General features: G+C 67.4%; 21 protein-coding genes. 12 read left to right on the top strand and 9 right to left on the bottom strand.

Annotation, left to right across the window (positions count from 1 at the left end):
* The first annotated feature begins 10 nt into the window (after positions 1–10).
* Complete coding sequence (locus tag AC1DKR_RS02240) at positions 11–1171, top strand: amidohydrolase family protein (protein ID WP_478031207.1); 1161 nt, start codon at positions 11–13, stop codon at positions 1169–1171.
* Positions 1172–1745: 574 nt separating this feature from the next.
* Here AC1DKR_RS02240 and AC1DKR_RS02235 read toward each other — a convergent pair.
* Positions 1746–2627 carry a LysR substrate-binding domain-containing protein gene (locus tag AC1DKR_RS02235; RefSeq protein WP_478030831.1) on the bottom strand — a complete coding sequence of 294 codons (882 nt, stop codon included), beginning with the start codon at positions 2625–2627 and terminating at the stop codon, positions 1746–1748.
* A 94-nt stretch (positions 2628–2721) separates the two neighbouring features.
* On the opposite strand from AC1DKR_RS02235, the gene AC1DKR_RS02230 reads away from it, so the two are divergent.
* The gene (locus tag AC1DKR_RS02230; RefSeq protein WP_478030829.1) at positions 2722–3423 is read left to right on the top strand and encodes an ankyrin repeat domain-containing protein; all 702 of its coding nucleotides are present in this window, start codon (positions 2722–2724) and stop codon (positions 3421–3423) included.
* Positions 3424–3472: 49 nt separating this feature from the next.
* Positions 3473–4939, top strand: coding sequence for an amidohydrolase family protein (locus tag AC1DKR_RS02225; protein ID WP_478030827.1), 1467 nt, complete (start codon positions 3473–3475; stop codon positions 4937–4939).
* A gap of 15 nt (positions 4940–4954) precedes the next feature.
* Here the strand turns inward: AC1DKR_RS02225 and AC1DKR_RS02220 are convergent, their stop codons facing one another.
* Positions 4955–5884: a LysR family transcriptional regulator gene (locus AC1DKR_RS02220; RefSeq protein ID WP_313446976.1), complete on the bottom strand. Its 930-nt coding sequence runs from the start codon at positions 5882–5884 to the stop codon at positions 4955–4957.
* 94 nt (positions 5885–5978) lie between these two features.
* Here AC1DKR_RS02220 and AC1DKR_RS02215 point away from each other — a divergent pair, with 94 nt between their 5' ends.
* Positions 5979–7175: an MFS transporter gene (locus AC1DKR_RS02215; RefSeq protein ID WP_478030825.1), complete on the top strand. Its 1197-nt coding sequence runs from the start codon at positions 5979–5981 to the stop codon at positions 7173–7175.
* A gap of 589 nt (positions 7176–7764) precedes the next feature.
* Here the strand turns inward: AC1DKR_RS02215 and AC1DKR_RS02210 are convergent.
* Together AC1DKR_RS02210 and AC1DKR_RS02205 are read right to left on the bottom strand one after the other, a co-directional pair.
* Positions 7765–8418, bottom strand: coding sequence for a response regulator (locus AC1DKR_RS02210; protein ID WP_025878524.1), 654 nt, complete (start codon positions 8416–8418; stop codon positions 7765–7767).
* On the bottom strand, positions 8411–11434 hold the full coding sequence (locus tag AC1DKR_RS02205; protein WP_478030822.1) for a sensor histidine kinase: 3024 nt from the start codon (positions 11432–11434) through the stop codon (positions 8411–8413). Before AC1DKR_RS02205 ends, AC1DKR_RS02210 begins: the two co-directional genes overlap by 8 nt.
* Before the next feature lie 104 nt (positions 11435–11538).
* On the opposite strand from AC1DKR_RS02205, the gene AC1DKR_RS02200 reads away from it, so the two are divergent.
* The 7 genes from AC1DKR_RS02200 (at position 11539) to AC1DKR_RS02170 (ending at position 18316) form a co-directional block, all read left to right on the top strand.
* The gene (locus AC1DKR_RS02200; RefSeq protein WP_032975282.1) at positions 11539–11871 is read left to right on the top strand and encodes a hypothetical protein; all 333 of its coding nucleotides are present in this window, start codon (positions 11539–11541) and stop codon (positions 11869–11871) included.
* Between the two features lie 78 nt (positions 11872–11949).
* Entirely contained in the window at positions 11950–12366 is a 417-nt protein-coding gene (locus AC1DKR_RS02195; RefSeq protein WP_478030819.1) for a helix-turn-helix domain-containing protein, read from the top strand.
* Entirely contained in the window at positions 12363–13019 is a 657-nt protein-coding gene (locus AC1DKR_RS02190) for a hydrolase (RefSeq protein WP_033831352.1), read from the top strand. Before AC1DKR_RS02195 ends, AC1DKR_RS02190 begins: the two co-directional genes overlap by 4 nt.
* Before the next feature lie 2 nt (positions 13020–13021).
* Complete coding sequence (locus tag AC1DKR_RS02185; protein ID WP_478030817.1) at positions 13022–13447, top strand: DoxX family protein; 426 nt, start codon at positions 13022–13024, stop codon at positions 13445–13447.
* A gap of 119 nt (positions 13448–13566) precedes the next feature.
* On the top strand, positions 13567–15414 hold the full coding sequence (locus AC1DKR_RS02180; protein ID WP_478031205.1) for an amidohydrolase: 1848 nt from the start codon (positions 13567–13569) through the stop codon (positions 15412–15414).
* A complete protein-coding gene (locus tag AC1DKR_RS02175) occupies positions 15393–16676 on the top strand; it encodes an alginate export family protein (RefSeq protein ID WP_478030815.1) in 1284 nt (427 codons plus the stop codon). Before AC1DKR_RS02180 ends, AC1DKR_RS02175 begins: the two co-directional genes overlap by 22 nt.
* Complete coding sequence (locus tag AC1DKR_RS02170; protein WP_478030813.1) at positions 16670–18316, top strand: MFS transporter; 1647 nt, start codon at positions 16670–16672, stop codon at positions 18314–18316. The genes AC1DKR_RS02175 and AC1DKR_RS02170 overlap by 7 nt, the downstream gene beginning before the upstream one ends.
* Positions 18317–18439: 123 nt before the next feature.
* On the opposite strand, the gene AC1DKR_RS02165 is transcribed toward AC1DKR_RS02170, so the two are convergent.
* On the bottom strand, positions 18440–19264 hold the full coding sequence (locus tag AC1DKR_RS02165) for an alpha/beta fold hydrolase (protein ID WP_312786587.1): 825 nt from the start codon (positions 19262–19264) through the stop codon (positions 18440–18442).
* Positions 19265–19456: 192 nt separating this feature from the next.
* Here AC1DKR_RS02165 and AC1DKR_RS02160 point away from each other — a divergent pair, with 192 nt between their 5' ends.
* Positions 19457–19846, top strand: coding sequence for a DUF4124 domain-containing protein (locus tag AC1DKR_RS02160; RefSeq protein WP_033831347.1), 390 nt, complete (start codon positions 19457–19459; stop codon positions 19844–19846).
* A 56-nt stretch (positions 19847–19902) separates the two neighbouring features.
* Here the strand turns inward: AC1DKR_RS02160 and AC1DKR_RS02155 are convergent, their stop codons facing one another.
* The 4 genes from AC1DKR_RS02155 to AC1DKR_RS02140 all read right to left on the bottom strand — a co-directional run bounded on the left by AC1DKR_RS02155 (position 19903) and on the right by AC1DKR_RS02140 (position 24212).
* Positions 19903–20607: a DUF2968 domain-containing protein gene (locus AC1DKR_RS02155; protein ID WP_088100167.1), complete on the bottom strand. Its 705-nt coding sequence runs from the start codon at positions 20605–20607 to the stop codon at positions 19903–19905.
* 100 nt (positions 20608–20707) lie between these two features.
* Complete coding sequence (locus AC1DKR_RS02150; RefSeq protein ID WP_478030810.1) at positions 20708–22858, bottom strand: TadG family pilus assembly protein; 2151 nt, start codon at positions 22856–22858, stop codon at positions 20708–20710.
* Between the two features lie 8 nt (positions 22859–22866).
* Complete coding sequence (locus AC1DKR_RS02145) at positions 22867–23331, bottom strand: DUF3613 domain-containing protein (RefSeq protein ID WP_312786590.1); 465 nt, start codon at positions 23329–23331, stop codon at positions 22867–22869.
* A complete protein-coding gene (locus AC1DKR_RS02140; protein ID WP_478030808.1) occupies positions 23328–24212 on the bottom strand; it encodes a tetratricopeptide repeat protein in 885 nt (294 codons plus the stop codon). The genes AC1DKR_RS02145 and AC1DKR_RS02140 overlap by 4 nt, the downstream gene beginning before the upstream one ends.
* Between the last annotated feature and the right edge of the window lie 2 nt (positions 24213–24214).

The raw sequence follows: 24214 nt of genomic DNA, 5'->3' as shown, positions 1-24214 counted from the left end.
GGAGAACCTGATGACCCTGCAGTTCGTCCATGGTGGCGTCGATCGCGACGGTGCCCCGCTGCATTTCCACATCCGTGATGGCCGGTTTTTCGGCATCAATGGCGACAATGCAGCAGCACAGGGAGCCGAAAGCGTCGATCTGACCGGCTTTACCGTGCTGCCTGGACTGGTCGACGGCCATATCCACCTGGACAAGAGCTTCGTCGGCGACCGCTGGCATCCGCATCAGCCGGTGAACAGCCTGCGCGAGCGTCTGGCGGTGGAAAAGGCCGCGATTGCCACCGCCGCACCCATGGCCGATCGTGCCGAGGCCCTGATCCGCCAGTGCAGCGGATTCGGTACGGTGGCGATGCGGTGCCACGTCGACATCGATGGCAGCACCGGCCTGCGTCACCTGGAGGCGGTGCGTGAAGCGGCGCTGCGTTGTGCCGACATCATGCGCATCCAGTTGGTGGCATTCCCACAGGCCGGCGTGATGTCGTGCCCGGGTACGGCGGCCATTCTGGAACAGGCGATTGCTGCCGGGGTGGAGGTGCTTGGAGGCATCGACCCGAGCACGCTGGACGGGGATGCCGAAGGCCAGCTTGCGTTGTTGTTCGGGCTGGCCGAGCGCTATGGCGTGCGTCTGGACATCCATCTGCACGAGCCGGGCGAGACCGGGCTGGCGCAGCTGCTGCGGATCGCCGCGCGCACACGCGCGGCGGGCCTGCAGGGCAGGGTGGCGATCAGTCACGCCTATGCGCTGGGCGAGGTGCGGTTGGCGCGGGCGCTGCAGGTGGGTGAGGCCTTGGCTGCCGCAGGCGTAGCGATCATGAGCAATGCGCCGGGCGACCATCCGTTCCCGCCGCTGCGTGCTCTGCACGACGCTGGTGTGCGCGTGTTTGCCGGCAACGACAACATCCGCGACTGCTGGTGGCCTTATGGCAATGGCGACCTGCTGCAGCGGGCGATGCTGCTGGGCTATCGGTCGGGCTTCTACACCGATGCGGACCTGATGCTGGCGCTGGACATGGTCACCACCCATGCGGCGGAGGTGATCGGGTTGCCGCAGTACGGCATTGCAGAAGGTCGTCCGGCTACCTTCGTGGCGGTGCGTGCCGACCATGGCCCGGCGGCGGTGGCCGCAGTGCCGGCCGAGCGACGCGTGGTGGTCGACGGCCGTTGGCTGTAGCGGCCGGGCCGTGCCCGGTAGCACCTGGTAGTGCCGGCCGCTGGCCGGCAACTTCAACAGCAACAGCCGAAGCAACAGCGGCATTCTGAGGTAGGGCGGTGCGGTGTCGGATTGCGGGGACGCCGCAAGTACGTCCCTGTAGGCTCAGCCGCGCCATCCATGGCGCGGATGCCCCGCAATCCGACACCGCCCCACCTTCGACAGCTTCCCGTTGTCTGGCACATCCACGCCATGCGTGGATGAATCTCCATCGAAATCGAATATTTCGATATCTGATCGAAGAGCATCCACGCATGGCGTGGATCTACTGGTCGACCAAGGTCGACACCTCCCAACAGCATCACAGAGCGCCGTCCCGACAGCTCGCGGAGATCTGTCGAAGGCGGGGTGGGTCCGGTTGCGGGGGCGTGAGCCGCATGGATGCGGCGACCGAGCTTACAGGGATGTACTTGCAGCGCCCCCCGCAACCGGCCCCACCCCGCCGTCCCACGGAATGCCAGCTTCTGCTGTTGCTGTTGAGGTTGCCGGCCAGCGGCCGGCACTACCCATGGGGTGCAGGGCGCAGCCCTGCCGACTATTCCGGCTCGCGCTGCACCTGTCGCCACAACTCGCTGGCCAGCGCACGCACCGCATCATCGGCATCGGCGCGATGCAGCAGGCCGATCTCGTAGTTGTCGACAAGTGGCAGGTCGCGCTGCCCATCGATGATGCGGTGTTCGCGGTTGACCGCGCGCCGTGGCAGCAGGCTGATGCCGATGCCGTCGGCCACCGCGCCCTGGATGCCGCTCAGCGAGGAACTGGTGAACGCGATGCGCCAACGCAGGCCCAGCGCCTCCACGGCCTGGATCATCTCGTCGCGGTACAGCCCGCGCGGCGGGAAGGTGACCAGTGGCAGCGGGTCCTGCTGCAGGCTGCTGCTGCGCAGGCTGTCGATCCAATGCATCGGTTCGCGCCGGCAGTGCACGGCCTGGCGGGTGTTGCGACGCTGCTTGACCAGCACCAGGTCCAGCTCGCCATGGTCGAAGCCGTGGGCCAGATCACGGCTGAGGCCGCTGCTGATTTCCAGCTTGACCTGCGGGTGGCGGCGGCTGAAGGCGGCGAGCATGCGCGTGGTCTGTGCGTTGACGAAGTCCTCCGGCACACCGATGCGCACTGCGGTCTCCACGGTGGCGCCGGCCAATGCCTGGGCCAGCTCCTCGTTCAGATCCAGCATGCGCCGGGCATAGCCCAGCAGGGTGTGACCGGAATCGGTGGGATGCACGTCGCGGTGGCCGCGCTCGAGCAGGCGGTGACCGGCGAGCTCCTCCAGGCGGCGGACCTTCTGGCTGACCGTGGACTGGGTCGAGTGCAGGCGGGTGGCCGCCGTGGTGAAGCTGCCGCAGTCGGCGACCATCACCAGGGCCCGCAGCAGGTCCAGTTCGAACACTGTTCTATTCGATTTGGCACTGTCTTGCATTTGAACATTTCACTTCTGGATACCCGTGCCGACTTCTACCATGCAGGGCAGGGGCCGGCAATGGCCGGCGCCATCGCGCATGAGGAGAGTCACGATGCATCCCCCTCGCTCCCGGCAGCATCGTTCGGCATTGGGTCGCATGCTGTTGCTGTGCCTGTTGGTCATGGTGATCCCGGCGTGCACGGCGACTTCCCGAGGCGACGCCGATGCGCAATTGCGTGATGCCGCCAGCCGCGGCGATGTCGAGGCCGTGCGCGAGGCACTGGACGCGGGTGCCGATCTGGAGGCCCGTGACGGCCAGGGTCGCACGGCCCTGTTGCTGGCCACCCACGGCAACAACGTGGACGCGGCGCGCGAACTGATCGAGGCCGGCGCAGACGTCAATGCCAAGGACGCGATGCAGGACAGCGCGTACCTGTATGCCGGCGCGCGCGGCCTGGATGAGATCCTGGCGCTGACGCTCGCGCACGGCGCAGACCTGCGCAGCACCAACCGCTATGGTGGTACCGCGCTGATTCCTGCTGCCGAACGCGGCCATGTCGCCACCGTGCGCACGCTGCTGCGCGCTGGCGTGGCCGTTGACCATGTCAATCGCCTGCACTGGACGGCGCTGCTGGAGGCGATCCTGCTCGGCGATGGCGGCCCGCGCCACGTACAGATCGTGCAGCTGCTGCTTGACGCCGGTGCCAACCCCGAGCTTGCTGATGGTGACGGCGTAACGCCGCTGGCGCATGCTCGGCAACGCGGTTACGCCAACATCGAAACCCTGCTGCGCCAACACGGCGCGACGCGCTGACAACCGCCCCTTCCACCCGCACGCTGCCGTGCCTACCAGGATGCTGTCCATGTTCCGTTCCCGTCCGTTGTCCCTTGCCATCCTTCTTGCCGTTGCACCGCTGTCGGCGTCTGCGGCAGAACGCGCCGATCTGCTGATCCGCAACGCCACGGTGGTCGATGTCGAACACGCGCGCAGCGTGCCGGGGCAGAGCGTTGTCATCCGTGGCGAGGACATCGTCGCAGTCGGCCCCGATGCGCAGGTGCGCAGCCAGTGGAGCACCAGCCGCCAGATCGACGCCAAGGGCAAGTACCTGATTCCGGGCCTGTGGGACATGCACGTGCACTTCGGCGGCGGCCCGGCGCTGGTGGAAGAGAACAAGGCGTTGCTGCCGCTGTACATCGCCCACGGCATCACCACCATCCGAGACTGCTCCGGTGACCTTCCGCAGCAGGTACTGCAGTGGCGCGGCGAAATCGCCAACGGCACGCTGTTCGGTCCGCGCCTGCTGACGTCCGGTGCGAAGATCGAAGGCATCAAGCCGGTCTGGAAGGGCACGATCGAGGTGGGCAGCAAGGCCGACGCGGACAAGGCGATCGAGCGCCTGCAGCACGACAAGGTCGACTTCGTGAAGATCACCGACAGCACGCTGACCCCGGAGCTGTTCCTGTACTCGGCCAGCGCCGCCCGCAAGGCGGGTTTCAAGGCTTCAGGCCATATTCCGATGGCGTTGACGGTGGAGCAGGCAGTGGATGCAGGCCTGGCCTCGATCGAACATCTGGACTATGCCTTCAAGGCGGGCAGCAAGGATGAAGCGCAGATCGCCGCCGATTTCGGCGCCGGGCGCATCGACCGCGCCGAAGCCAACCGCCGGCTTGACGCCAGCTTCGATCGCGAAACCGCGCTGCATGCTTATCGTGATTTCGCCAAGCGCGGCGTATTCGTGACGCCGACCCTCAACGGCGGTCGTATCCTCGACTTCCTCGACCAGGACGACCATGCCAACGATCCGTATCTGGCCTATATCGGCCCGGGCCTGCGCGCGACGTACGCCTGGCGGGTGGAGCGCGCTGCCAAGGCGACACCTGCGCAGATCGAGGCGCGCCATGCGCAGTACCACCAGGTGGCCGCAGTGCTGCCGCTGCTGCAGGAAGCAGGGGTGACGATCATCGCCGGTACCGACGCGGGCTTCCTCAATTCGTTCAACTACCCCGGCATCGGCCTGCACCAGGAACTGCAGCTGTTCGTGAAGGAAGGCCTGAGCGCACCGCAGGCGCTGTCGGCCGCGACCCGTTCGGGCCCGGCCTGGTTCGGCCAGATGCAGCGCTATGGCGGCGTCGCCACGGGCAAGGCGGCCGATCTGGTGTTGCTGACCGCCAACCCGTTGCAGGACATCGCTGCCACCGAAAAGATCGACAGCGTGATCCTGCGCGGTGATGTGTACGATCGCGCGGCGCTGGACAAGATGCTGGCCGACACCAAGGCAAAGGTCGCTGCATGGAATGCCGTGGCGAAGCAGGACCACGCTTCGCAGTGATGCGGCCGGTAGCGCCTAGCGCGGTGCCGGCCGCATGCCATGCAGCTGCGGCAGCGTGGTTTTCATCGCATCGATGAAGGCGCGCAGGCGCAGCGGTTGCTGTCGCGCAGCGGGGAACACCAGATGCACCGGCAGCGGTGGTGCCTGCCAGTCCGCTAAAAGCTGCACCAACCGACCTTCGGCCAGATCCTCGGCCACCAGCCAGGCTGACACCACTGCGGCCCCCAATCCCGCACGTGCGGCCTGCTGCACCACGAACAGGTTGTCACTCAGCAGGCGCGGCGTGATCGACAGCGTGTGCGCACGGCCCTGCGCATCGTGCAGCAGCAGACGTTCGCGGTAGTAGGTGACCAACGAGATCCACGGCAATGCCTGCGCCTGTTCGGGGCTGGTGATCGACTCCGCATCGGCCAGCGACGGTGCGGCCACGACAATGCGAGGTACTTCGGCCAGCGGCAGGGCAACCACGCGCGGTTCATCGACCGCGCCGACCCGCACCGCGCAGTCGATGCCTTCGGCGATGAAGTCCGGGCGGCGGTCCTCGAGGATCCACTCCAGGCTCAGTTGTGGATGCTGGGCCAGGAAGTCGAGCATGGTGGGCAGCAGCTGTGCCTGGCCGAACGCATGCGGCACCATCACCCGCAGGCGACCGCTGAGCCTCTGTGTCTGCCCGTGCAGCTCGGCCTGCAGCGCTTCCCATTCGTCCACCACCCGCTGCGCATGGCGTTGGCAGCGCTGGCCGTCCTCGGTCAGCAGCAGGCCGTGGGTAGAGCGCTGCAGCAGGCGCAGGCCCAGCTGCCGTTCCAGGGCTTGAAGCCGACGGCTGACGGTGGGCTGGGTGGTGCCCAGCTGCACGGCGGCGGCCGAAAGGCTGCCGCTGTCGACGATGCGCAGGAAGGTACGCAGCAGGTCCAGGCGGTCGCCGCCCGATGCAAGGTCGTTCATGCGTATGGCGTATGTAAAGTATGTTGTTGAGCCTACTACAGACGCCTTGCGAATGTAGGCACGCTAGGCTCCAATTCTCTCCCTGGTGCCTTCCATGCCCGCTCCCTCGCTCTCAGCCGTCGTCTCTGCGCCACGCGCTGCGCCCGCCCCATCACTGGTACTGGCCATGGCCGCCGGCGCGGGCTTTTCGGTGGCCTCGCTCTATTACAGCCAGCCGATGCTGGGCCTGATCGCGCAGGATCTGGCTACGGGCGAGCGTGCCGTGGGCCTGGTGCCGACCCTGACCCAGCTGGGCTATGCGCTGGGCATCCTGCTGCTGGCTCCGTTGGGCGACCGCTTCGACCGGCGCAACCTGATCCTGCTGAAGTCGGTGCTGCTGGCGTTGGCCCTGGGGGCGGCCGCCTTGGCCGGCCAGTTGCCGGGGCTTCTGGTTGCCAGCCTGCTGGTGGGGCTGATGGCCACGCTGGCACAGGACATCGTGCCGGCCGCCGCGGTGCTGGCACCGGATGCGCAGCGCGGGCAGGTGGTGGGCAGGGTGATGACCGGTCTGCTGCTGGGCATCCTGCTGTCGCGCGTGGTCAGCGGCGTGGTGGCCGAAGCCTGGGGCTGGCGCGTGCAGTTCGGCCTCGCAGCGCTTTCGGTGATGGCGATGGGGGCGGTGATGGCACGCGCACTGCCGCACTTCGCTGCGACCAGTACGCTGCGTTATCCGGCGCTGCTGGGTTCGTTGCTGGCGCTCTGGCGTGAACAGCCGCAGCTGCGCCGCGCCGTGGCCAGCCAGTCGCTGCTGGCGGTGGGCTTCAGTGCGTTCTGGTCGACGCTGGCGCTGATGCTGCACGCACGGCTGGGCCTGGGCAGTGCCGCCGCGGGTGCGTTCGGCATTGCCGGTGCTGCGGGTGCATTGGCGGCACCGGTTGCCGGTCGTTTTGCAGATCGGTTGGGCAGCCCCGCGGTCGCGCGGTTGGCGATTGCCGTCGCCTTGGTTGGCTTTGCGCTGTTGCTGGTCGATTCGTGGCTGCCGGCCGTGGCGCTGCTGCCGTTGCTGGTGGTCAGCGCGCTGCTGTTCGACTTCGGTTTCCAGTCGGCGCTGGTCGCGCACCAGACCCTGGTCTATGGCCTGGTGCCGCCGGCGCGCAGTCGCCTCAATGCACTGCTGTTCACCGGCATGTTCATCGGCATGGCTGGCGGCGGTGCGTTGGGCAGCCTGGCGCTGGCTCAGTGGAGTTGGCACGGCGTGGCGTGGCTGGCGACGATCTGCGCCGGTGGCAGCCTGCTGATCCGTCTGCGTTGAGGGTGGTTCGGCAGGGCTGCGCCCTGCACCTGCTGTAGTGCCGGCCGCTGGCCGGCAACCTCAATCTCAACAGCAACAGCAACAGCAACAGCAACAGCGGGTATTCCGTGGGGGGCGGGGCGGTGTCGGATGGCGGGGACGCCGCAAGTACGTCCTTGTAGGCTTGGCAGCCGCATCCATGCGGCTGACACCCCGCAATCCGACACCGCCCCACCTTCGACAGTTTTCCGGTGTCTGATGGATCCATCCCAAGCTGGATGAATCTCCATCAAAATCCAATATTTCGATAATTGAACGAAGAGCATCCACGCATGGCGTGGATCTACGTGTCGACCAAGGTCGACACCTACCAAAAGCAGGCCATGTCATCCAGACAGATTGCGGAGATCTGTCGAAGGCGGGGTGGGTCCGGTGGCAGGGGCGTGAGCCGCATGGATGCGGCGACCGAGCTTACATGGACGTACTTGTAGCGGCCCCTGCCACCGGACCCACCCCGCCATCCCGCAGAAAACCCGCTGTTGCTGTTTCAGTTGCCGTTGCTTCGGCCGTTGATTCGGCAGGTGCCGGGCGCAGCCCGGCCGAAACACCTTCACTCCTGACCGGTGTCATCCAGGCTGATGATTCCGCGACGCAGTGCTTGCGTTACCGCGTGCGTCCGGTCGCCAACGCCCAGTTTTTCCATCAGGCTCTTCATGTGTGCCTTCACCGTCTGCTCGGAAATCTGCATGCGTTCGCCGATGCGCTTGTTCGACAGGCCGCCGGCCACGTGGCGCAGCACTTCGGTTTCGCGTGGCGACAGCCGGTCTTCCACCACGTGCGCGGCGATGCTGGCCGCCACTTCCGCCGGTATCGGTGCGCGGCGGCCACTGGCCACGGTGCGGATGGTGGCCACCAGTTCGTGGCGCAGCATGTCCTTCAGCAGGTAGGCGCTGGCACCGGCCTGCAGCGCACGCACGGCGCGCACGTCGCCGCGGTAGGTTGTCAGCACGATGATGCGTGCGCGGGGATCGATCGCACGGATCCGCACGATCGCTTCCACGCCATCCATGCGTGGCATCTGCAGGTCCATCAGCACCACATCCGGGCGCAGCTGCTGGTAGCAGGCAAGAGCCTCCTCGCCGTCGGCTGCTTCGCCGAGCAGGCGCAGGTCGGCATGTGCGCCGAGCAGTGCGGCCAGGCCATCGCGCAACAGCGGATGGTCATCAACCACCAGCACGCCGATGGGAGGAAGGGATTCAGTCATGGGAGGTTCTGCTCCAGGGCCAACGCCAGCGCGGTGGACGTCGGTGATACAAGCGACGGGCCGGCACGGACAGCGCGACTTCGGTACCCAGGCCGGGGCGTGTCCACAACTGCAGCTCCGCACCCAGCCGTTGTGCGCGCTCGCGCATGCCCTGCATGCCCCAGTGTCCGCCGCCGGCGTTGTCATTGGCGATGCCGACGCCATCGTCGCGCACATGCAGCAGGAAGCAGCGGGCGCCGTAGGACAGTTCCACTTCGATGGCACTGGCCTGCGCATGCCGCAGCGCGTTGCGGATGGCCTCGCGCCCGATCAGGAACACTTCCTCGGCGGCTTCGGCCTGCAGCGGCGGCGGTGTGCCTTCCATGGTCAAACGCAGTGGATTGGTGCCTTGGCCTGCATATTCCGCATGCACGTCGGCCAGCGCAGAGGCGAGATCGCGGCCGGCAAACGGTGCGTCGCGCAGCGCGTTGACCCGTTCCCGGCCTTCGGCCAGATTGCGCTCGGCCAGCAGCATCGCCGACTCCAGCTGGGTGCGTACCGGCTCTGGTGTCTGTGCCGACTGGCTGATGGCGTGCAGGCGCAGGATGAGCCCCTGGCTGCCCTGCAGCAGGGTGTCGTGCAGATCGCGCGCAATGCGCTCGCGCTCGCCGTTGCGTTCCTGCAGGCGGGCGCGGAACAATGCCGCCAGCTGCCGGCTGCGGACCCGCACGGCCAGCGCCAGCGCAGCCATCACCACGCAGACGCACAACAGTTTGAACCAGGCGGTCTGCAGGAACGTCGGTGCGATGTGGAAGCTGCGGCTGGCTGGCGTGCTGCTCCAGATGCCATCTTCGTTGGCTGCTTCCACCTCGAAGCGGTAATGGCCCGGTGCGAGGTTGGTGTAATAGGCGCGCGTGCTCGCGCCGGCCTCCTGCCAAGCGTCGTCCACGCCGGACAGTCGGTAGCGATAGCGGTTGCGCTCCGGCCGCGCCAGCGACAGCGCGACATAGTCGATCTGCAGCTGGGTAGTGCCGGCCGGAAGGCGCAGTCCCTCCTGCAACGGGGCCTGTGTACTGCCATACAGCACGTCACCGATGCGCACGCCAGGCGCCATGGTGTTGATGTGCGACTGCCGCGTGTCCAGCCACGCCAGGCCTTGATTGGTGGCAAGCCACAGCAGGCCATCAGCAGCCAGTACCGCAGTGGGGATGGGGCCGCTCTGCAGGGCGATGCCCGGCATGCCGTCAACCGCGTCGAACAGGCGGGGGGCTATCGCCTGGTCGTTGCGCAGTGCGCTGCGCAGGGTGGCAACCTGCAGCCGCACCAGGCCGCGGCTGCCGTTGAGCCATAGCAGCCCGTTCGCATCGGCGACCATGCCGGTGATGCCTTCCAGCACGCCGGCCATGTCGGTGCGCACCGGCAGGAAGCGGCCGTTGCCGAAACGCGCGGCCAGGCCGGCCTCGCCGGCGACCAGCAGCAGATCCTTGTGCTGCAGCAACGCGGTTACCGGGCCTACCGACAGTCCTTCGGCGGCGCCGAAGGTGTTGACCGTGCCGCCGTGCAGGCGGCGCAGGGTGCCATCGGCGTAGCCCAGCAGCAGCGCACCGTCATCGGTACGCGCCAGCGACGAACAGGCCTGCTCGGGAAGCCGGGTTTCGCGACGCCAGCGGTTGTCCGTGTAGTGCAGCACCGCGCGCTCGCCGGCGCAGGCCCAGGCCTGGTCCGCATCGGCAAACAGCATGGCGTGCAGTGGCTGCCCGGTGAACGGTGCCGGCAGCGGTATGAGGGTGGTGTGGCCGCTGACGGTGCGCGCCAGATTGATCCAGTCGAACTGCCACACCGGAGTGGGTGCCTGTCGTGCCGCGGCCTGCAGCTGCGCAGCACTGCCGCCCAGCAGCGGACGCCGCAGGTCGAACAGCTTCAGGTCTTCGCCATAGCCATACACTCGGCCATCACTGGCGCGTACCAATGACCGGTAGGGATCGGTAGGGCCCACGGACAAGGTCTGCACGCTGTGCGCACGGAAGCGGTTGAGGCCGAGGTTGGTGCCTACCCAGATGTTGCCTTCGCGATCGGCAAGGACCGGCACTGCCGACGTCGCGGTAAGGCCCTGCGCGGCATCGAAGCGCTCCATGCGCACAGCCTGCTGGCCGTCGAAGGTGACCCGGGCCACGCCACCGTGCGGGCTGAGCGTGGCCCACAGGGCCCCGTCGGCCGTGAACTGCAGACGCGAGGCGACCAGCCCGGGCAGCCGCCGTGCTTCACGTTCCTCGGCGGGCAACAGGCCATGCGCGTTGGCCAGCGGCGACGTGCCGCGCACGCGGTCGGCCAGCCAGATTTCGCCGAGCGGGCTCTCGACCAGCGAGGCCATCTGCGAGACCGCGATGCCGGTGGCTTCGAAGCGGGCCGCGCCAGGAGGGCGACGCCATATCTGCAGGTCCGCCAGCACCCAGAACGTGCCGTGGCGGTCCTGCAGCACCCATTGCACGCGTCTCTGCGGCAGGCCGAAGGAAGCCGGCGGCTGCTGCCAGCGACGTCCATCGAACCAGCGCAGGCCGCCATTGACGGCAGCCCACAGGCGGCCGTTGCGGTCATGCGCGAAGCGGGGGACCACACCCACCGGCACGCCCTGCGGGCGGCCGAAGCTGCGCAGGCGTTCCTGCGTGAACTGGCTGATGCCTGCCTGGAAGTAGCCGATCCACAGGCCACCATTGTCGCCATCGAGGCCGAGGGTGACCATGTTGGTGGAGGGAAAACGGGTGCCCGCCGGTGCGGCCTGCCGCTCGAAACGCCGGCCGTCGAAGCGGTACAGGCCCGAACCCGTCGCCAGCCACAACATGCCCTGGCGGTCCTGGACGATATCCCAGATATCCCCCGGGGCGCCCTCGCCGACGCGCCAGGCGGTGTGCTGATAGCCGGGCATGCCATCGCTCACTGCGGGTTGCTGCACGGCGAAGACGGGCAGGGCAGTCAACAACAGCAGGCACGACAGCAGCGCCGGCAGGCGACGCAGGAAGGGGAAGGGGCGGCCACGCATGCGGTCATTCTGGCAGGTGCGGGGCAGGCCGGGGTGACCCGTTCGGGGTAGGCGTACCGCTTCGGTGTCCGCTATCACGCCGTGATGGATGACGGAGCCCGGCGATGCAGCGCTTGTATGTGATGTTCCCTGATCGCGGCCCCGGACTGGGATTGCTGTGGCTGCGCCTGTGCGTGGCAGGAGGGCTGTTGGCGGGCGGAAGCCCGGCCGGTGTGCCGGGACTGATGTGCCTGGCGGCGATCGGCCTGCTGCTGCCTGGGCTGCTGACCCCGCTGGCGGTGCTGCTGGCGGTGCCGGGGTTGTACGGACAGGGCGCGGCGCTGCCCTGGCTGCTGCTGCCGTTGGCCCTGCTCATGCTGGGGCCGGGTGCGTATTCGCTGGATGCGCGGTTGTTCGGCCGCCGCCTGCTGCAGCGCCGGCCTCCCCCGAATGGGTGAGCGCCGGCCTCGACCGACGGGGGTAGGGCGATCGCAGCCGGCGGCACACCATGGGTACTCCCGTCGCGGCGCTCCTTCATGGCTACCGTCCAGCCTCCTGCCCTGTCCGCAACCACGTTGGCACCGCACCAGTCGGCTGCCCTGCAGCGTGCGCTGCGCTACATCGACGAGCACCTGTCGCAGCCGCTGCGGGTGACCGAGCTGGCTGCCGTTGCCTGCGTAAGCCGGTTCCATCTGGTGCGGTTGTTCCGCATGGGTACCGGCGCCAGTCCGCTGCGTTACGTGCGCCGTCGGCGCATCGAACGCGCCACGCAGTTGCTGCCGACGGCCGCGCAGTCGATGACCTGCCTGGCCCAGCATCTTGGCTTCTTCGACCAGAGCCACTTCGTCCGCAGCTTCCGCGCCGAGACCGGCTGCAGTCCCGGCCAGTATCTGGCCGATGGCGCGGCACGTTCCCAGCCCCCTGTTGTTTCCTCCACCGGAGTCCACCTATGAGCCTCGCCACCGCCACCCCCGCCAAAGCACTGCTGTCACCGGCCGACCACGCCCTGATACTGATCGACTACCAGTCGCAGATGGCATTTGCCACCCACACCATCGACATCTCCGCGCTGCGCAACAACGTGTCGTTGATCAGCAAGGGCGCCAAGGGTTTCAAGGTGCCGGTGGTGCTGACCACGGTGGCCGAGAAGTCGTTCTCCGGCCCGATGTTCCCGGAGCTGCCGGCGATCTTCCCCGGCCAGGCGGTGTTCGATCGCACGTCGATGAACACCTGGGAAGACCAGCCGGTGATCGATGAGGTGAACCGCATCGGCAAGCGTCGGCTGGTGCTCGCCGGCTTGTGGACCAGTGTGTGCATCGTCGGCCCGGCGCTGTCGGCGCTGGAGCAGGGGTTTGAGGTCTACGTGATCACCGATGCCTGCGGCGATGTGAGCGAAGAGGCGCACGAACGTGCGATCGCCCGCATGGTGCAGGCCGGTGCCGTGCCGATCACCAGCGTGCAGTACCTGCTGGAACTGCAGCGCGACTGGGCGCGTGCTGAAACCTACGACCTGACCACCGGCATCGCCCGTGACCATGCGGGTGGCTATGGCGTCGGCATCCAGTACGCCAAGACCATGTTCGGCGCGCAGGAAGGCGGGCACTGAGCGTGCGCGATGGCCATGGCCTCGACCTGGCCTTGTTGATCCTGCGGGTGGCGGCGGGAGGATTCCTGCTGCCGCATGCGCTGGGCAAGTTGTTCGGCTGGTTCAACGGGCCGGGCCTGGCAGGTTTTGCCGGCGAACTGCGTGGCTTCGGTCTGCCGTCGTCGGCGCCGCTGCCACTGCTGCTGGCGCTGCTGCAGGTGGTGGCCGGTAGCGCTGTGATGCTGGGCTGGCAGGCCCGGATCGCCGCGCTTGTCGCTGCCGCCTTCATCGCCTTCACCGCCCTGCTGGCGCTGCGCAACGGGTGGTTCTGGATGAGCGGTGGTGCCGAGTATCCGTTGTTGTGGACGCTGGCACTGCTGGCCATCGCCCTGGCCGGGCCGGGTGCATGGGCGGTGGATGGTCTGCTTCTTTCTGGAGACATCGCGTGAACAACGAACCTCTCGATCCTGGCCGCCGCAATGTGGTGATGGCCACCGGTGCCGCGCTGGCGCTGGGCCTGGCTGGCGGTACCGCCGCGGCCATCCAATCCCCTTCCAAGGAGCGTCGCATGAGCAAACTGGTCATTCGCAACGCACGCATCACCACGCTTGATCCGCAACAGCCGCATGCGCAGGCACTGGCCGTGCAGAACGGCCGCATCGTTGCCGTGGGAAGCGACGAGGACATCATGCGCGGTTGGGGCGGCGAAGCCACGATCGTCGACGCGCAGGGGCGGCGCATCGTGCCCGGCCTCAATGACAGCCACACCCACCTGATCCGCGGTGGCCTGAACTACAACCTGGAACTGCGCTGGGATGGCCTGCGTTCACTGGCCGATGCGATGGCCATGCTGAAGGCGCAGGTTGACCGCACGCCCGCGCCGCAGTGGGTGCGCGTGGTCGGTGGATTCACCGCGACCCAGTTCACCGAAAAGCGCCTGCCGAGCCTGCAGGAGCTGAACGATATCGCTCCGGATACGCCGGTGTTCCTGCTGCACCTGTACGACCGCGCGCTGCTCAATCGCGCCGCGTTGCGTGCCTGTGGCTATACCAAGGAAACGCCGGACCCGCCCGGCGGGCAGATCGTGCGCGATTCGCTGGGCAACCCGACCGGCCTGCTGCTGGCCAAGCCGAATGCATTGATCCTGTATGCGACCCTGGCCAAGGGGCCGAAGCTGCCGGTCGAGTACCAGGCCAATTCAACCCGCCATTTCATGCGCGAGCTGAACCGCCTGGGCATCACCTCGGTGATCGACGCCGGAGGCGGTTTCCAGAACTACCCCGAGGACTACCAGGTCATCGAGCAGCTGCATCGCGATGATCAGCTGACCGTGCGCATCGCCTACAACCTGTTCACCCAGAACAAGGGCAGCGAGGTCAGCGATTTCCGTGGCTGGAGCGAGATGCTGCAACCGCGCCAGGGCGATGACCTGCTGCGCCACAATGGTGCCGGCGAGATGCTGGTGTTCTCCGCAGCCGACTTTGAACTGTTCAACGAGCCGCGCCCGGAGCTGCCGCCGGAGCTGGAACCGGAACTGCACGACGTGGTCAAGCTGCTGGTGGAAAAGCGCTGGCCGTTCCGCATCCACGCGACCTACGACGAGAGCATCAGCCGCATCCTCGACGTGTACGAGCAGGTCAACCGCGAGGTGCCGTTCGATGGCCTGCACTGGTTCATCGACCACGCCGAGACCATCACCCCGCGCAACATCGAGCGTATCCGCGCATTGAACGGCGGCATCGCCGTGCAGCACCGCATGGCCTACCAGGGCGAGGCATTCGTGCAGCGCTATGGCGTGCAGGCGGCGCGGCACACGCCACCGGTGAAGCGGATGCTGGCCGAGGGCGTACCGGTCGGCGCCGGTACCGACGCTACCCGCGTGGCCAGCTACAACCCGTGGGTGGCGCTGTCGTGGCTGGTGACCGGGCGCACCGTTGGTGGCCTGGCCCTGTACGGCGATGAGAACCTGCTGGAGCGCGAGCAGGCCCTGCGCCTGTGGACGCAGGGCAGTGCCTGGTTTTCCGGCGACGAAGCGGTGAAGGGCACGCTGAAGGCAGGCCAGCTGGCCGACTTCATCCTGTTGTCGGCCGATTTCTTCCGTGTCGATGAGCAGCAGATCGCCGACATCACCAGCCTGATGACCGTGGTGGGGGGCCGCATCGTGCATGCCGACGGCGACTACGCCGGGTTGGCGCCGCAGCTGCCTCCCGCGATGCCGGACTGGTCGCCGGTGAACCGCTTCGGCGGCTACCACGTCGGCGGCGCCGCCACTGGCCTGGCGGCGGCCCATCATCACCATCACGGCGCCGCCTGCAGCACCCATGGTGGGCATGGACATGCGGCCCGCCATGCCGCGCCAACCGATGACCTGACCGCGTTCTGGGGCGCGATGGGATGTTCGTGCTTCGCGTTCTGACCCTGGCTTCACTGGCGTTGCCGTCGTTGGCACTTGCCTGCGACGGTGGCGCCTGTGTCGCGGTTGGCGATGGCCAGTTGCAGTGGGATGCATCGCTGCGCCTGCGTGGCATGTACTACGACCCGAGCCGGTTCGGCGTTGGTGGCGGCGAGGATGGCTATGGCCTGCTGCGTGCGCTGGCATCAGCCACCTTCGCCCGCAATGACTGGCAGGCGAAGCTGCAGCTGAGCGCGCATGCCGAGCGCGGCAAGGCCGGTGGCCCAGGTCGAACCGATCGCGGCGCGCTGGACGTGCAGCAGGCGTACTGGCGCTGGACTGCTGGAGGCATGCACGTGCAGCTGGGCCGGCAGGAAGCGGGCTATGGCAGCTCGCGCCTGCTGTCGGTGCGCGACGGGCCGAACATCCGCCTGGCCTTTGATGGTGCACGGGTGGGGTGGCAGGGCCGGCTGGGCGCGCTGGACCTGATGGCGCTGCGTCCGGTCGAGAACCGCCCGGGTGCGTTCGATGACCGCGGTGAGCGCGGTGCACACCTGATCGGCGTGTATGCGACGACGGCGAAGGGCACAGGCGGCAGCCAGTGGGATCTCTATCTGCTGGACTATCGTCGCGAGGGCGCGCGCTTCGCCGCAGGCAGCGGTGCCGAGCGGCGGCAGACCCTGGGCGCGCGCTGGTTCGGCCAGTCCGGTGCGCTGGACTGGAACACCGAGCTGGTGGTGCAGGGCGGTGAGCTGCGGGCAGAGACCGGCGATCTGGATATCCGCGCATGGACCCTCGCCACCGATACCGGCTGGCGCTGGGTAGCGCTGCCGCTGCAACCACGCGTGGGCCTGAAGGCCGATATCGCCAGCGGCGATGGCGATCCGCGAGATGGTCGACTCGGTACGTTCAATGCGCTGTTTCCCAAGTCCGCCTATTTCAGCGAAGCCAGCCTGTTGGCACCGGCCAACCTGATGGATCTGCAGCCGACACTGGCGCTGCGCCTGCATGACGCGGTGACCACCGAGCTGGGTGTACAGCTGGCCTGGAAGCAGCGGCGCGCCGATGCGGTCTATACCACGCCGGCACCGTTGGCAGCGCTGCCCGGCAGTGCCGGAGGCGCACGCCGCATCGGTACCCAATACAAATCCGAAACCCGCTGGCAGGTCAATGACCGCTGGCAATGGCAGCTGCAGCTGGCCTGGGTCGACGCGGGCCCTGCACTGAAGCAGGCCGGTGGCCAGGACACGCTGTTCGCCTCAATCGTTGGAGCATGGCAATGGTGAACGCATCCGCGTCACAACACTCCCCACAGGCCGATGGCGCCTGGTCGCCACTGAAGATCCGCATGTTCCGTTCGATCTGGCTGGCGATCCTGGCCAGCAACATCGGCACCTGGGTCAACGACGTGGCTGGGGCCTGGGTGATGGCCGAACGCACCGGCTCGGCACTGATGGTGGCGCTGGTGCAGTCGGCCACCACCGTGCCGATCGTGCTGCTGGCGCTGGCTGCCGGCACCCTGGCCGACATCGTCGACCGCCGCAGGTACCTGCTGTTCACCCAGGGCTGGATGCTGTTGGTGGCTGCAGTGACGGCGGTGCTTACGGCGATGGACCTGCTGACGCCGCAGCTGCTGGTGCTGCTGACCTTCTGCATGGGCTGCGGCGCGGCGATGGCGATGCCGGCGCAGGCCGCGATCGTCTCCGAGCTGGTGCCGCAACCGATGCTGGCGTCGGCGGTGGCACTCAATTCCATCGGCATCAACATCGCCCGTTCGATCGGTCCAGCCATCGGCGGCGTGATCGTGGCCCAGCTTGGTGCGGTGTGGGCCTTCGGGTTCAACGCCATCACTTTTGCAGCAATGCTGTTCGTGGTGTGGGGCTGGAAGCGCGATCCGAAGGCATCCAGCCTGCCTCCGGAAGGATTCGGTGCTGGCCTGAAGGCCGGCCTGCGCTATGCAAGCCGCGCCGGACGCCTCCAGGCGGTACTGATCAAATCGGCCGGCTTCTTCTTCTTTGCCGCAGCGATGAACGCGATGCTGCCGGTGGTGGTGCGCGGGCAGATGCACGGTGGGGCGGGGCAGTACGGCGTGCTGCTGGGCTGCATCGGCATTGGCGCGGTGGGCGGTGCACTGCTGCTGCCGAAGCTGCGGGCCAGGCTCGACCGCGACCTGCTGGTGCTGCTGGCCACCCTGTCGCTGGCTGCAAGCCTGGCCGGTCTGGCGCTGACCCGCAGCTGGTACGTGTTGCCGCCGGTGATGCTGGTCAATGGCTTTGCGTGGATCACCGTGTTGTCTTCGTTGCAGATTGCGGCGCAGACCGCGGTGCCGGCCTGGGTGAGGGCGCGGGCGCTTGCCCTGTACATCATGGTGTTCTCGGCCGGCATGGCAGCGGGTGGCCTGAGCTGGGGCGCCCTGGCGCAACGCACATCGCCGGAACTGGCATTGCTGGTGGCCGCAGCAGGCGCGGTCATCGGCGGCCTGCTGGTGTGGCGCGTGCGTATTGCCGGCGCCGAGGATCTGAACCTGAGTCCTGCCGGCCACTGGCCAGCGCCGGAGCTGTCGGTGCCGGTGTCGAATGATCGTGGACCGGTGCTGGTGACCATCGAATATCGCATCGATGCCGCCGACCGTGCCGCGTTCCAGGCGCAGATGCGCACGCTGGGGACGATCCGTCGACGCGATGGCGCCGTGGTCTGGGGCGTGGTCGAGGATGTGGCGACCCCGGGCATCCATCTTGAATATTTCGTGGCGGCGTCGTGGTTGGAGCACTTGCGCCAGCACGAGCGCATCACCGCCGACGACAAGGCGATCCAAGAGGCGCTACGCGCGCTGCATCGCGGTGAGCGCGCCCCGGTGGTGCGTCATTTCGTCGGCGGCCATGATCCGCTGCCGGCGGCAGCGCCCCATCACCACAGCGACATCTGATGGCCCCGTGGTAGAGCCGGCCGCTGGCCGGCTGATCGCGACTTTGATCGAGGTTGATGGGGTTGCCGGCCAGCGGCCGGCACTACCGCAGGCGCGGCGGCGCCGGAGCGCCGCCGCGATACGTCATTTACGTGCGAACGCCAGCAGGTCGGCGTTGAACTGATCCGCATGGGTAAGGGTGAGGCCGTGCGGTGCACCGGCATACACCTTCAGTTCGGCGTCCTTGATGATCTGCGAGGACAGCTTGGCGGAGGCGTCGAACGGCACGATCTGGTCATCATCGCCGTGCACCACCAGGGCCGGAACGTCGATCTTCTTCAGGTCTTCGGTGTAGTCCACTTCCGAGAACTCGTGGATGCAGTCGTACTGGCCCTTCACGCCGCCCAGCATGCCCTGCAGCCAGAACGAATCACGCATGCCTTCGGTGACGCTGTTGCCATCACGATTGGCGCCGAAGAACGGCGTGGCCAGGTCCTTGAAGAACTGCGAACGGTCGCCGCCGGTGCCTTTGCGGATGCCGTCGAACACCTCCAGCGGCGTGCCGGCCGGATTGCCGGCGGTCTTCAGCATCAACGGCGGCACGGCGCCGACCAGCACCACCTTGGCCACGCGCGCGCTGCCATGGCGGCCGATGTAGTGGGCCACTTCGCCACCGCCGGTGGAATGGCCGACCAGGATCGCGTCCTTCACGTCCAGCGCATCCAGAACCGCAGCGAGGTCGTCGGCGTAGGTGTCCATGTTGTTGCCGTCCCAGGTCTGGCTGGAGCGGCCATGGCTGCGGCGATCGTGGGCGATCACGCGGTAGCCGTTCTGGCCCATGAACAGCATCTGCGGGTCCCAGGCATCGGACGACAGTGGCCAGCCATGGGCGAATACGACAGGCTGGCCGGTGCCCCAGTCCTTGTAGAAGATGCGGGCGCCATCATTGACGGTCACGAAATTGCTCATTGCAGGTTCCTTGGCGGAAGGGAGGGAAGACGCCTGCGGGTTCGCCGGCGCCTGCGGCAGTACAGCGCACGATGTGCCGTGTGCATTGCACGGCTGTGGCGGATTGACGGGTTCGTTGCGCTGACGCGACTCGCTCTGGCGGCAGGTCGGTGCTGATGGCAACCATGGCCATCGGACGCGCGAGGGCCAGTCATGAAGATGCCGAGGTGGGGAGTGTTGCCTGGACTGCTGTGGGCGGCTGTCGCGGCGGCGCAGACCAACGTCTACAAGTGCACCGATGGCGGGCATCCGGTCTACCAGCAGACGCCCTGCCAGGGACGGGCGGAATGGCGCTGGGAAGTGCCTGCTGTGGAGTCGAAGGCGCGTGGGCCGGCGCCTTCAGTCATACGACCTGCCCGCAGCGCAACCAGGCGGACGCCACGGCGCGGACGCGCGCAGGGCGCGCTGATATCGATCACGGCCGACCCGCAAGCCTGCGAGCGGGCGCGCCAGCAGCAGGTGAAAACGCTGGCCAAGCCGCGCAGGCTCGATTACCTGCAGCGCAGGCAGCTGGATGACGCGGTGCGCGAGGCCTGTCGTTGATCACAACGAAAAACGGCACCCGAAGGTGCCGTTCTGGTCTACAGGCCAGGTAAGCCTCAGCGTCCGTCGCTGGCGGCGGCCGGCGCCGCGGCTGCATCCGGCTTGGGCAGGCTCAGCTCCGGGTTGCCCTGTTCGGCCTGCAGGATCTGGATCCGGCGCTGCAGCGCATCGAGCTGGCTGTTGGTGCTCTGCACGTCGGTGCTCAGGCTGACCGCCTGCTGCTGCGCCTGCTGCAGCGCTGCGCTGACCTGCGCCGACTGCGCCTGCTGCTGTTCCATTTCCTGCTGCAGGGTACGCAGGCGTTCTTCGTTGTAGGCCACCAGGCGCTCGGTGTAGCGCTTGCCGGCTTCCAGCCGGGTGGTGTCGATATAGACCTGCGCCAGCTGTTCGGACTGCTGCGCGAATGTGCGGTAGACACGTTCGGCGTTGTCGACGGCATCGGTCTTGATCACCCGCCAGAAGTTCTTCTCCTGGAACAGGGCCACGTAGTAGGTCAGGGTATTGGCGTTGAACAGCAGGCTGGCGCCGTAGTTGCCGTTGTAGGTGGTACGCAGCTCGGTGAGCTGCTGCGCATCCATCAACTGCTTGAGTTCGTCGACGGTGTTGCGTACCACCGGTGCGGCCTTGGCCGGCTCGACGGTGGCAGTGCGATCGCCACGTGCGGCCAGCGCCGACGGCGCCACCACGATCATGGCCACGGCCAGCAGTGCTGCGCCGCGCGGATACCGGGCGAAGACGGTGCCCCCTGAAGTTTCTCGCATGTCTAGACCATCCACGAATGTAGTGTGGGTTGAGTTGAAAGTGGTTCCCCGCCGCGAGTCTAGCATGGGCACGGACGCCGCCAACCCGCGCCCGCGCGGCTCAGAAGACCAGCTGCGCCGAGCTGCACTGGATCGACTGCATGCTGACATCGGTGCGGCCCAGTTCCAGCCCGAGCAGGCTGGCCAGGGTGTTGGTCAGCAGGGTGCCGACGCTGTTGAGTACGGGCTTGAGCGCCGCCAACACCGGGTTCAGCAGCGCACACAGCAGGCCACTGCAGGTGACGTTGTTGCCGGGGGTGGTCACGCCGCCGCCGTTCTGCCCATCCAGGAATCCGGCCGGGGCGGTCTGGATGTAGGACGCCAGGTTGGTACGCACGCAGCCGTTGTAGTCGATCAGGTTGCCCAGCAGGCTGTCGCAGCGGTTGATCAGCAGGCCGCCGACCAGCGAGCCCAGCAGGCCGTCGAGCAGGCCCAGTCCCTGGCCAGTCACGGTGGCGCGGTAACCGGCCCAGACCGATCCATCTTCCCAGCAGGTGGTCAACCCGAGTGGGCAGGGTTTCGGTACACCCTTGGTAACGGTCCAGTTGCCCAGTGGTGCGAGGTTGCGTGACGGATCGCCATCGCGCAGCAATGGAATCACCTGGTCCACGTTGTAACGCCCGCCGCTGGGGAAGGCCGCCTGCAGGTAACGGTCGGCCAGTGCCTTGGCGGTGTCATTGGCGCTCATGCCTTGCTTGGGTGAACTGAGCATGCCTGACAGCACCCGCAGCAGTTCGTTGACCAGGTTTGACACGGCGGTGCCGACAGCCAACGGGTTGATCCGGGTCGAGCCGGTCTGGCCTGCGGCCAGGGTCAGGCTCTGCGTGCTGGTCAGTGCCGGCAGGGTGACCTTGTCGTTGATCAGGGGCTGCCCCAGAAGCTTCAACAGCTGCTCGTTCTGCAGGGTCGCGTCACAGACGTTGCTCTTGGAGAAGCGATCGGCCGCGTTGACCTTGCCGACGCAGGCGCGCAGTACCGAGGAATGGACCTGGACGGTGGCCGTCGGCGGCGTCGCACCGCACTGGATGCTGGTCAGTGTCCCCATCGCATTGGCCACATCCACGTGCAGTGGCAGATGCAGGCGGGTGCCGAGCAGGTTCAGCAGCGGGCCGATCGCGAACAAGCGGTCGCTGTCGACGTCCACCATCAGCCGCACCTGCGCGTTGTACGCGCGTGCGCCCACACCGCCGATGGCGATCGACGGCGGCTCCACCACGCCGGCCTTGACGTCGATGCCCAGCAGGTTCAAGCCCTGCACCTGCACACCATTGCCATCGTTGGCGATGGAGATCGCGGCGGTGACAAGATCCAGCACGTTGACCCTCGAATCCAGTGCGCTGCCGATGGTGCCGTCCGGTGAGATCACCTGCGCGAACAGGCCGCCGCCGCCGTTCTGGCTGCCCAGCAGAATGTTCAGCTGGTTGATGTCCAGCCGCGTGCCGACCAGGTTGGACAGCGCCTGCAGCTGTACGCCGACGGCGGTCTCGCGGCCCACCACCGTGGCAGTGGCATTGACCAGCTGTGCCAGTGATATGCGGTTGACCGACAGCAGCCGGTTGAAGTCGGCCACGCTGAGGTCGGCGGTGACCGGGATGCCCAGTGCCGCCAGCAGCCCCGACGGGGTGACGGTGGCCTGTGCCAGGCCGTCGTAGGACAGAATTGTTGCGTTGTTGACGTCCAGGCCGACCAGCCGAAGGGTCGCCATCAAGGGGGAGTTGCCGTTGGTGCGCAGCAGCTGCGAACCCACTGCAAACACGGCGGTGGGTTCCGAACGCTTGGCCACCGCCTGCACGCGCAACGTGGGCAGCGTGCTGTTCTGGCCGAAGAACGGCAGTACGCCGCGTTCGGCGATGACCCGCACCGCGTTGCGTGGATTGCCTGCGTCTACGCTCGGGCTGAAGTGGTCAGCCGTTCCGCGGGTGGCATTCCAGTTGCCGCACTGAATCTGCACCTGCCCAGGAAATGTGTTCTGTGCGAACGCATTCTGCCGGGCCGCGCTGTTGTCGGCGTTGTCGGGCCGGCACAGGTCCAGCCGTTGTGCGCCTGCCAGCGCAGCCAGATCGACCACCTTCTGCGCATCGCGCTTGGCCCAGAACAGGAAGCCGATCTCGATCAGGCCGAGCATGGCCAGCAGCGCGATCATCACCAGCATCATGGTGACCGACATACCGCCGCGCGGGCGACTGAAGCTGATGTGGCGTGCTCGGTTCATGGCGGGCCTCAGCGTCCGGATCGGGAGGATCCTGCGGACTTGGCGACGTCGGTTTCGAAGAATTGCGGAATGTCGTACTGGAAGCTCTTCAGGTAACGCGCGTAGCTGGATGTGGCCTGGTCGCCGAGGATCGGCAGGCGGGCACCGGCCACCTCGCCGGACGCTTGCAGGCGGAACAGGCTGCGAGTGGTGTCACCGATCTGCGAGGTGTTGGGCTGCAACTGCGTGCCGCCGAAATCAGGCTTGGTTTCAGGGGCTGCGGGGGCTGCGATGGGCGCTGCGGCTGGTGGCGGCGATACGTCCACGGTAGCCAACGGCTCGCTGTGCAGGGGAGCGGCTGCCGGCGCGGGCGCGGCACCACCCAGCATCTGCCCGGTCAACGGTTGCTGCGGCGTCTGCGCCTGCACAACCGCAGCGAGAGACAAGCCGGCAAGCACCGGCAGCAGGCAGCGGATCAGCGGCTTCGAGGTCATGGCGTGTTCCCGGTGGGATGGTCGGTGGAGCCGAAGCGTTCCAGCATCGAGGGCGGCAGTCGTGGTGGGTCGCGTTGGTCGCGGCCATCGCGGCGCGGTTCGGCGGCCAGGCGTGGGCTTGCGTTGGCGGGGGTGGCAGCTACCGAAGCAACTGGCCGTGCCGCTGGCGCCGCTGCAGCAGTGGCAGCGGCCTGGCGTTGCTGCAGCCGCGCGCGGATCTGCTGCGCCTGCTGCTCGACGCTGCTGCGGGTCTCCTCGCTGAAGCTGGCCTGTTGGGCCAGCCGTTCGACGGTGGCAGTGTCGCCACGCAACAGTGCCCACAGGGCAAGATTGGCGGTGGCCTTGGCATTGCCCGGCGACAGTTCCAGCGCCTTGGCCAGTGGCTCGCGTGCCTGTTCGAAGCGGCCGGCACGAAGCCGTGCATAGCCCAGGTCGCCGAGGTAATCGGTGTTCAGCGGGCTCAACTGGGTGGCACGTGCCAGCGCCTGTTCGCCGCCCTGGTCGTCGTCGCGGAGGGCAGCGATCAGGCCCATGCCGTGTGCAGCGGCCGCGGCCTGCGGGCCATTGCCGAGCTCGCGGTACAGCGCCAGAGCCGCATCGACCTGGCCGGTCTGGCGCAGTGCGTCGGCCTGCAGCAGGCGCAGTGCCGGGGTATCGCCGTAGCGCTGGCGGAACGCATCCACGTGCGCCAGCGAAGCGTACCAGGCGCCCTGCTGCTGCATCCGCTGGATCAGTTCCAGGTAGGCGTTGCGGCTGTCCTGCGGGGCCGGGGTCGGCTCGGCCAGGCTCGGCGCACGCAGGTACTTCGGCGTGGTGGAGCTGCAGCCGGCAGCAGCGGCAACCAGGGCAAGCAACAGGCAGGCAGGGCGCAGGACAGGCATGA

The organism is Stenotrophomonas sp. 01N47, from assembly GCF_056399165.1.
Note: the sequence above shows the minus strand (reverse complement) of the source record. Positions and strands in the feature narration are given on the sequence as shown.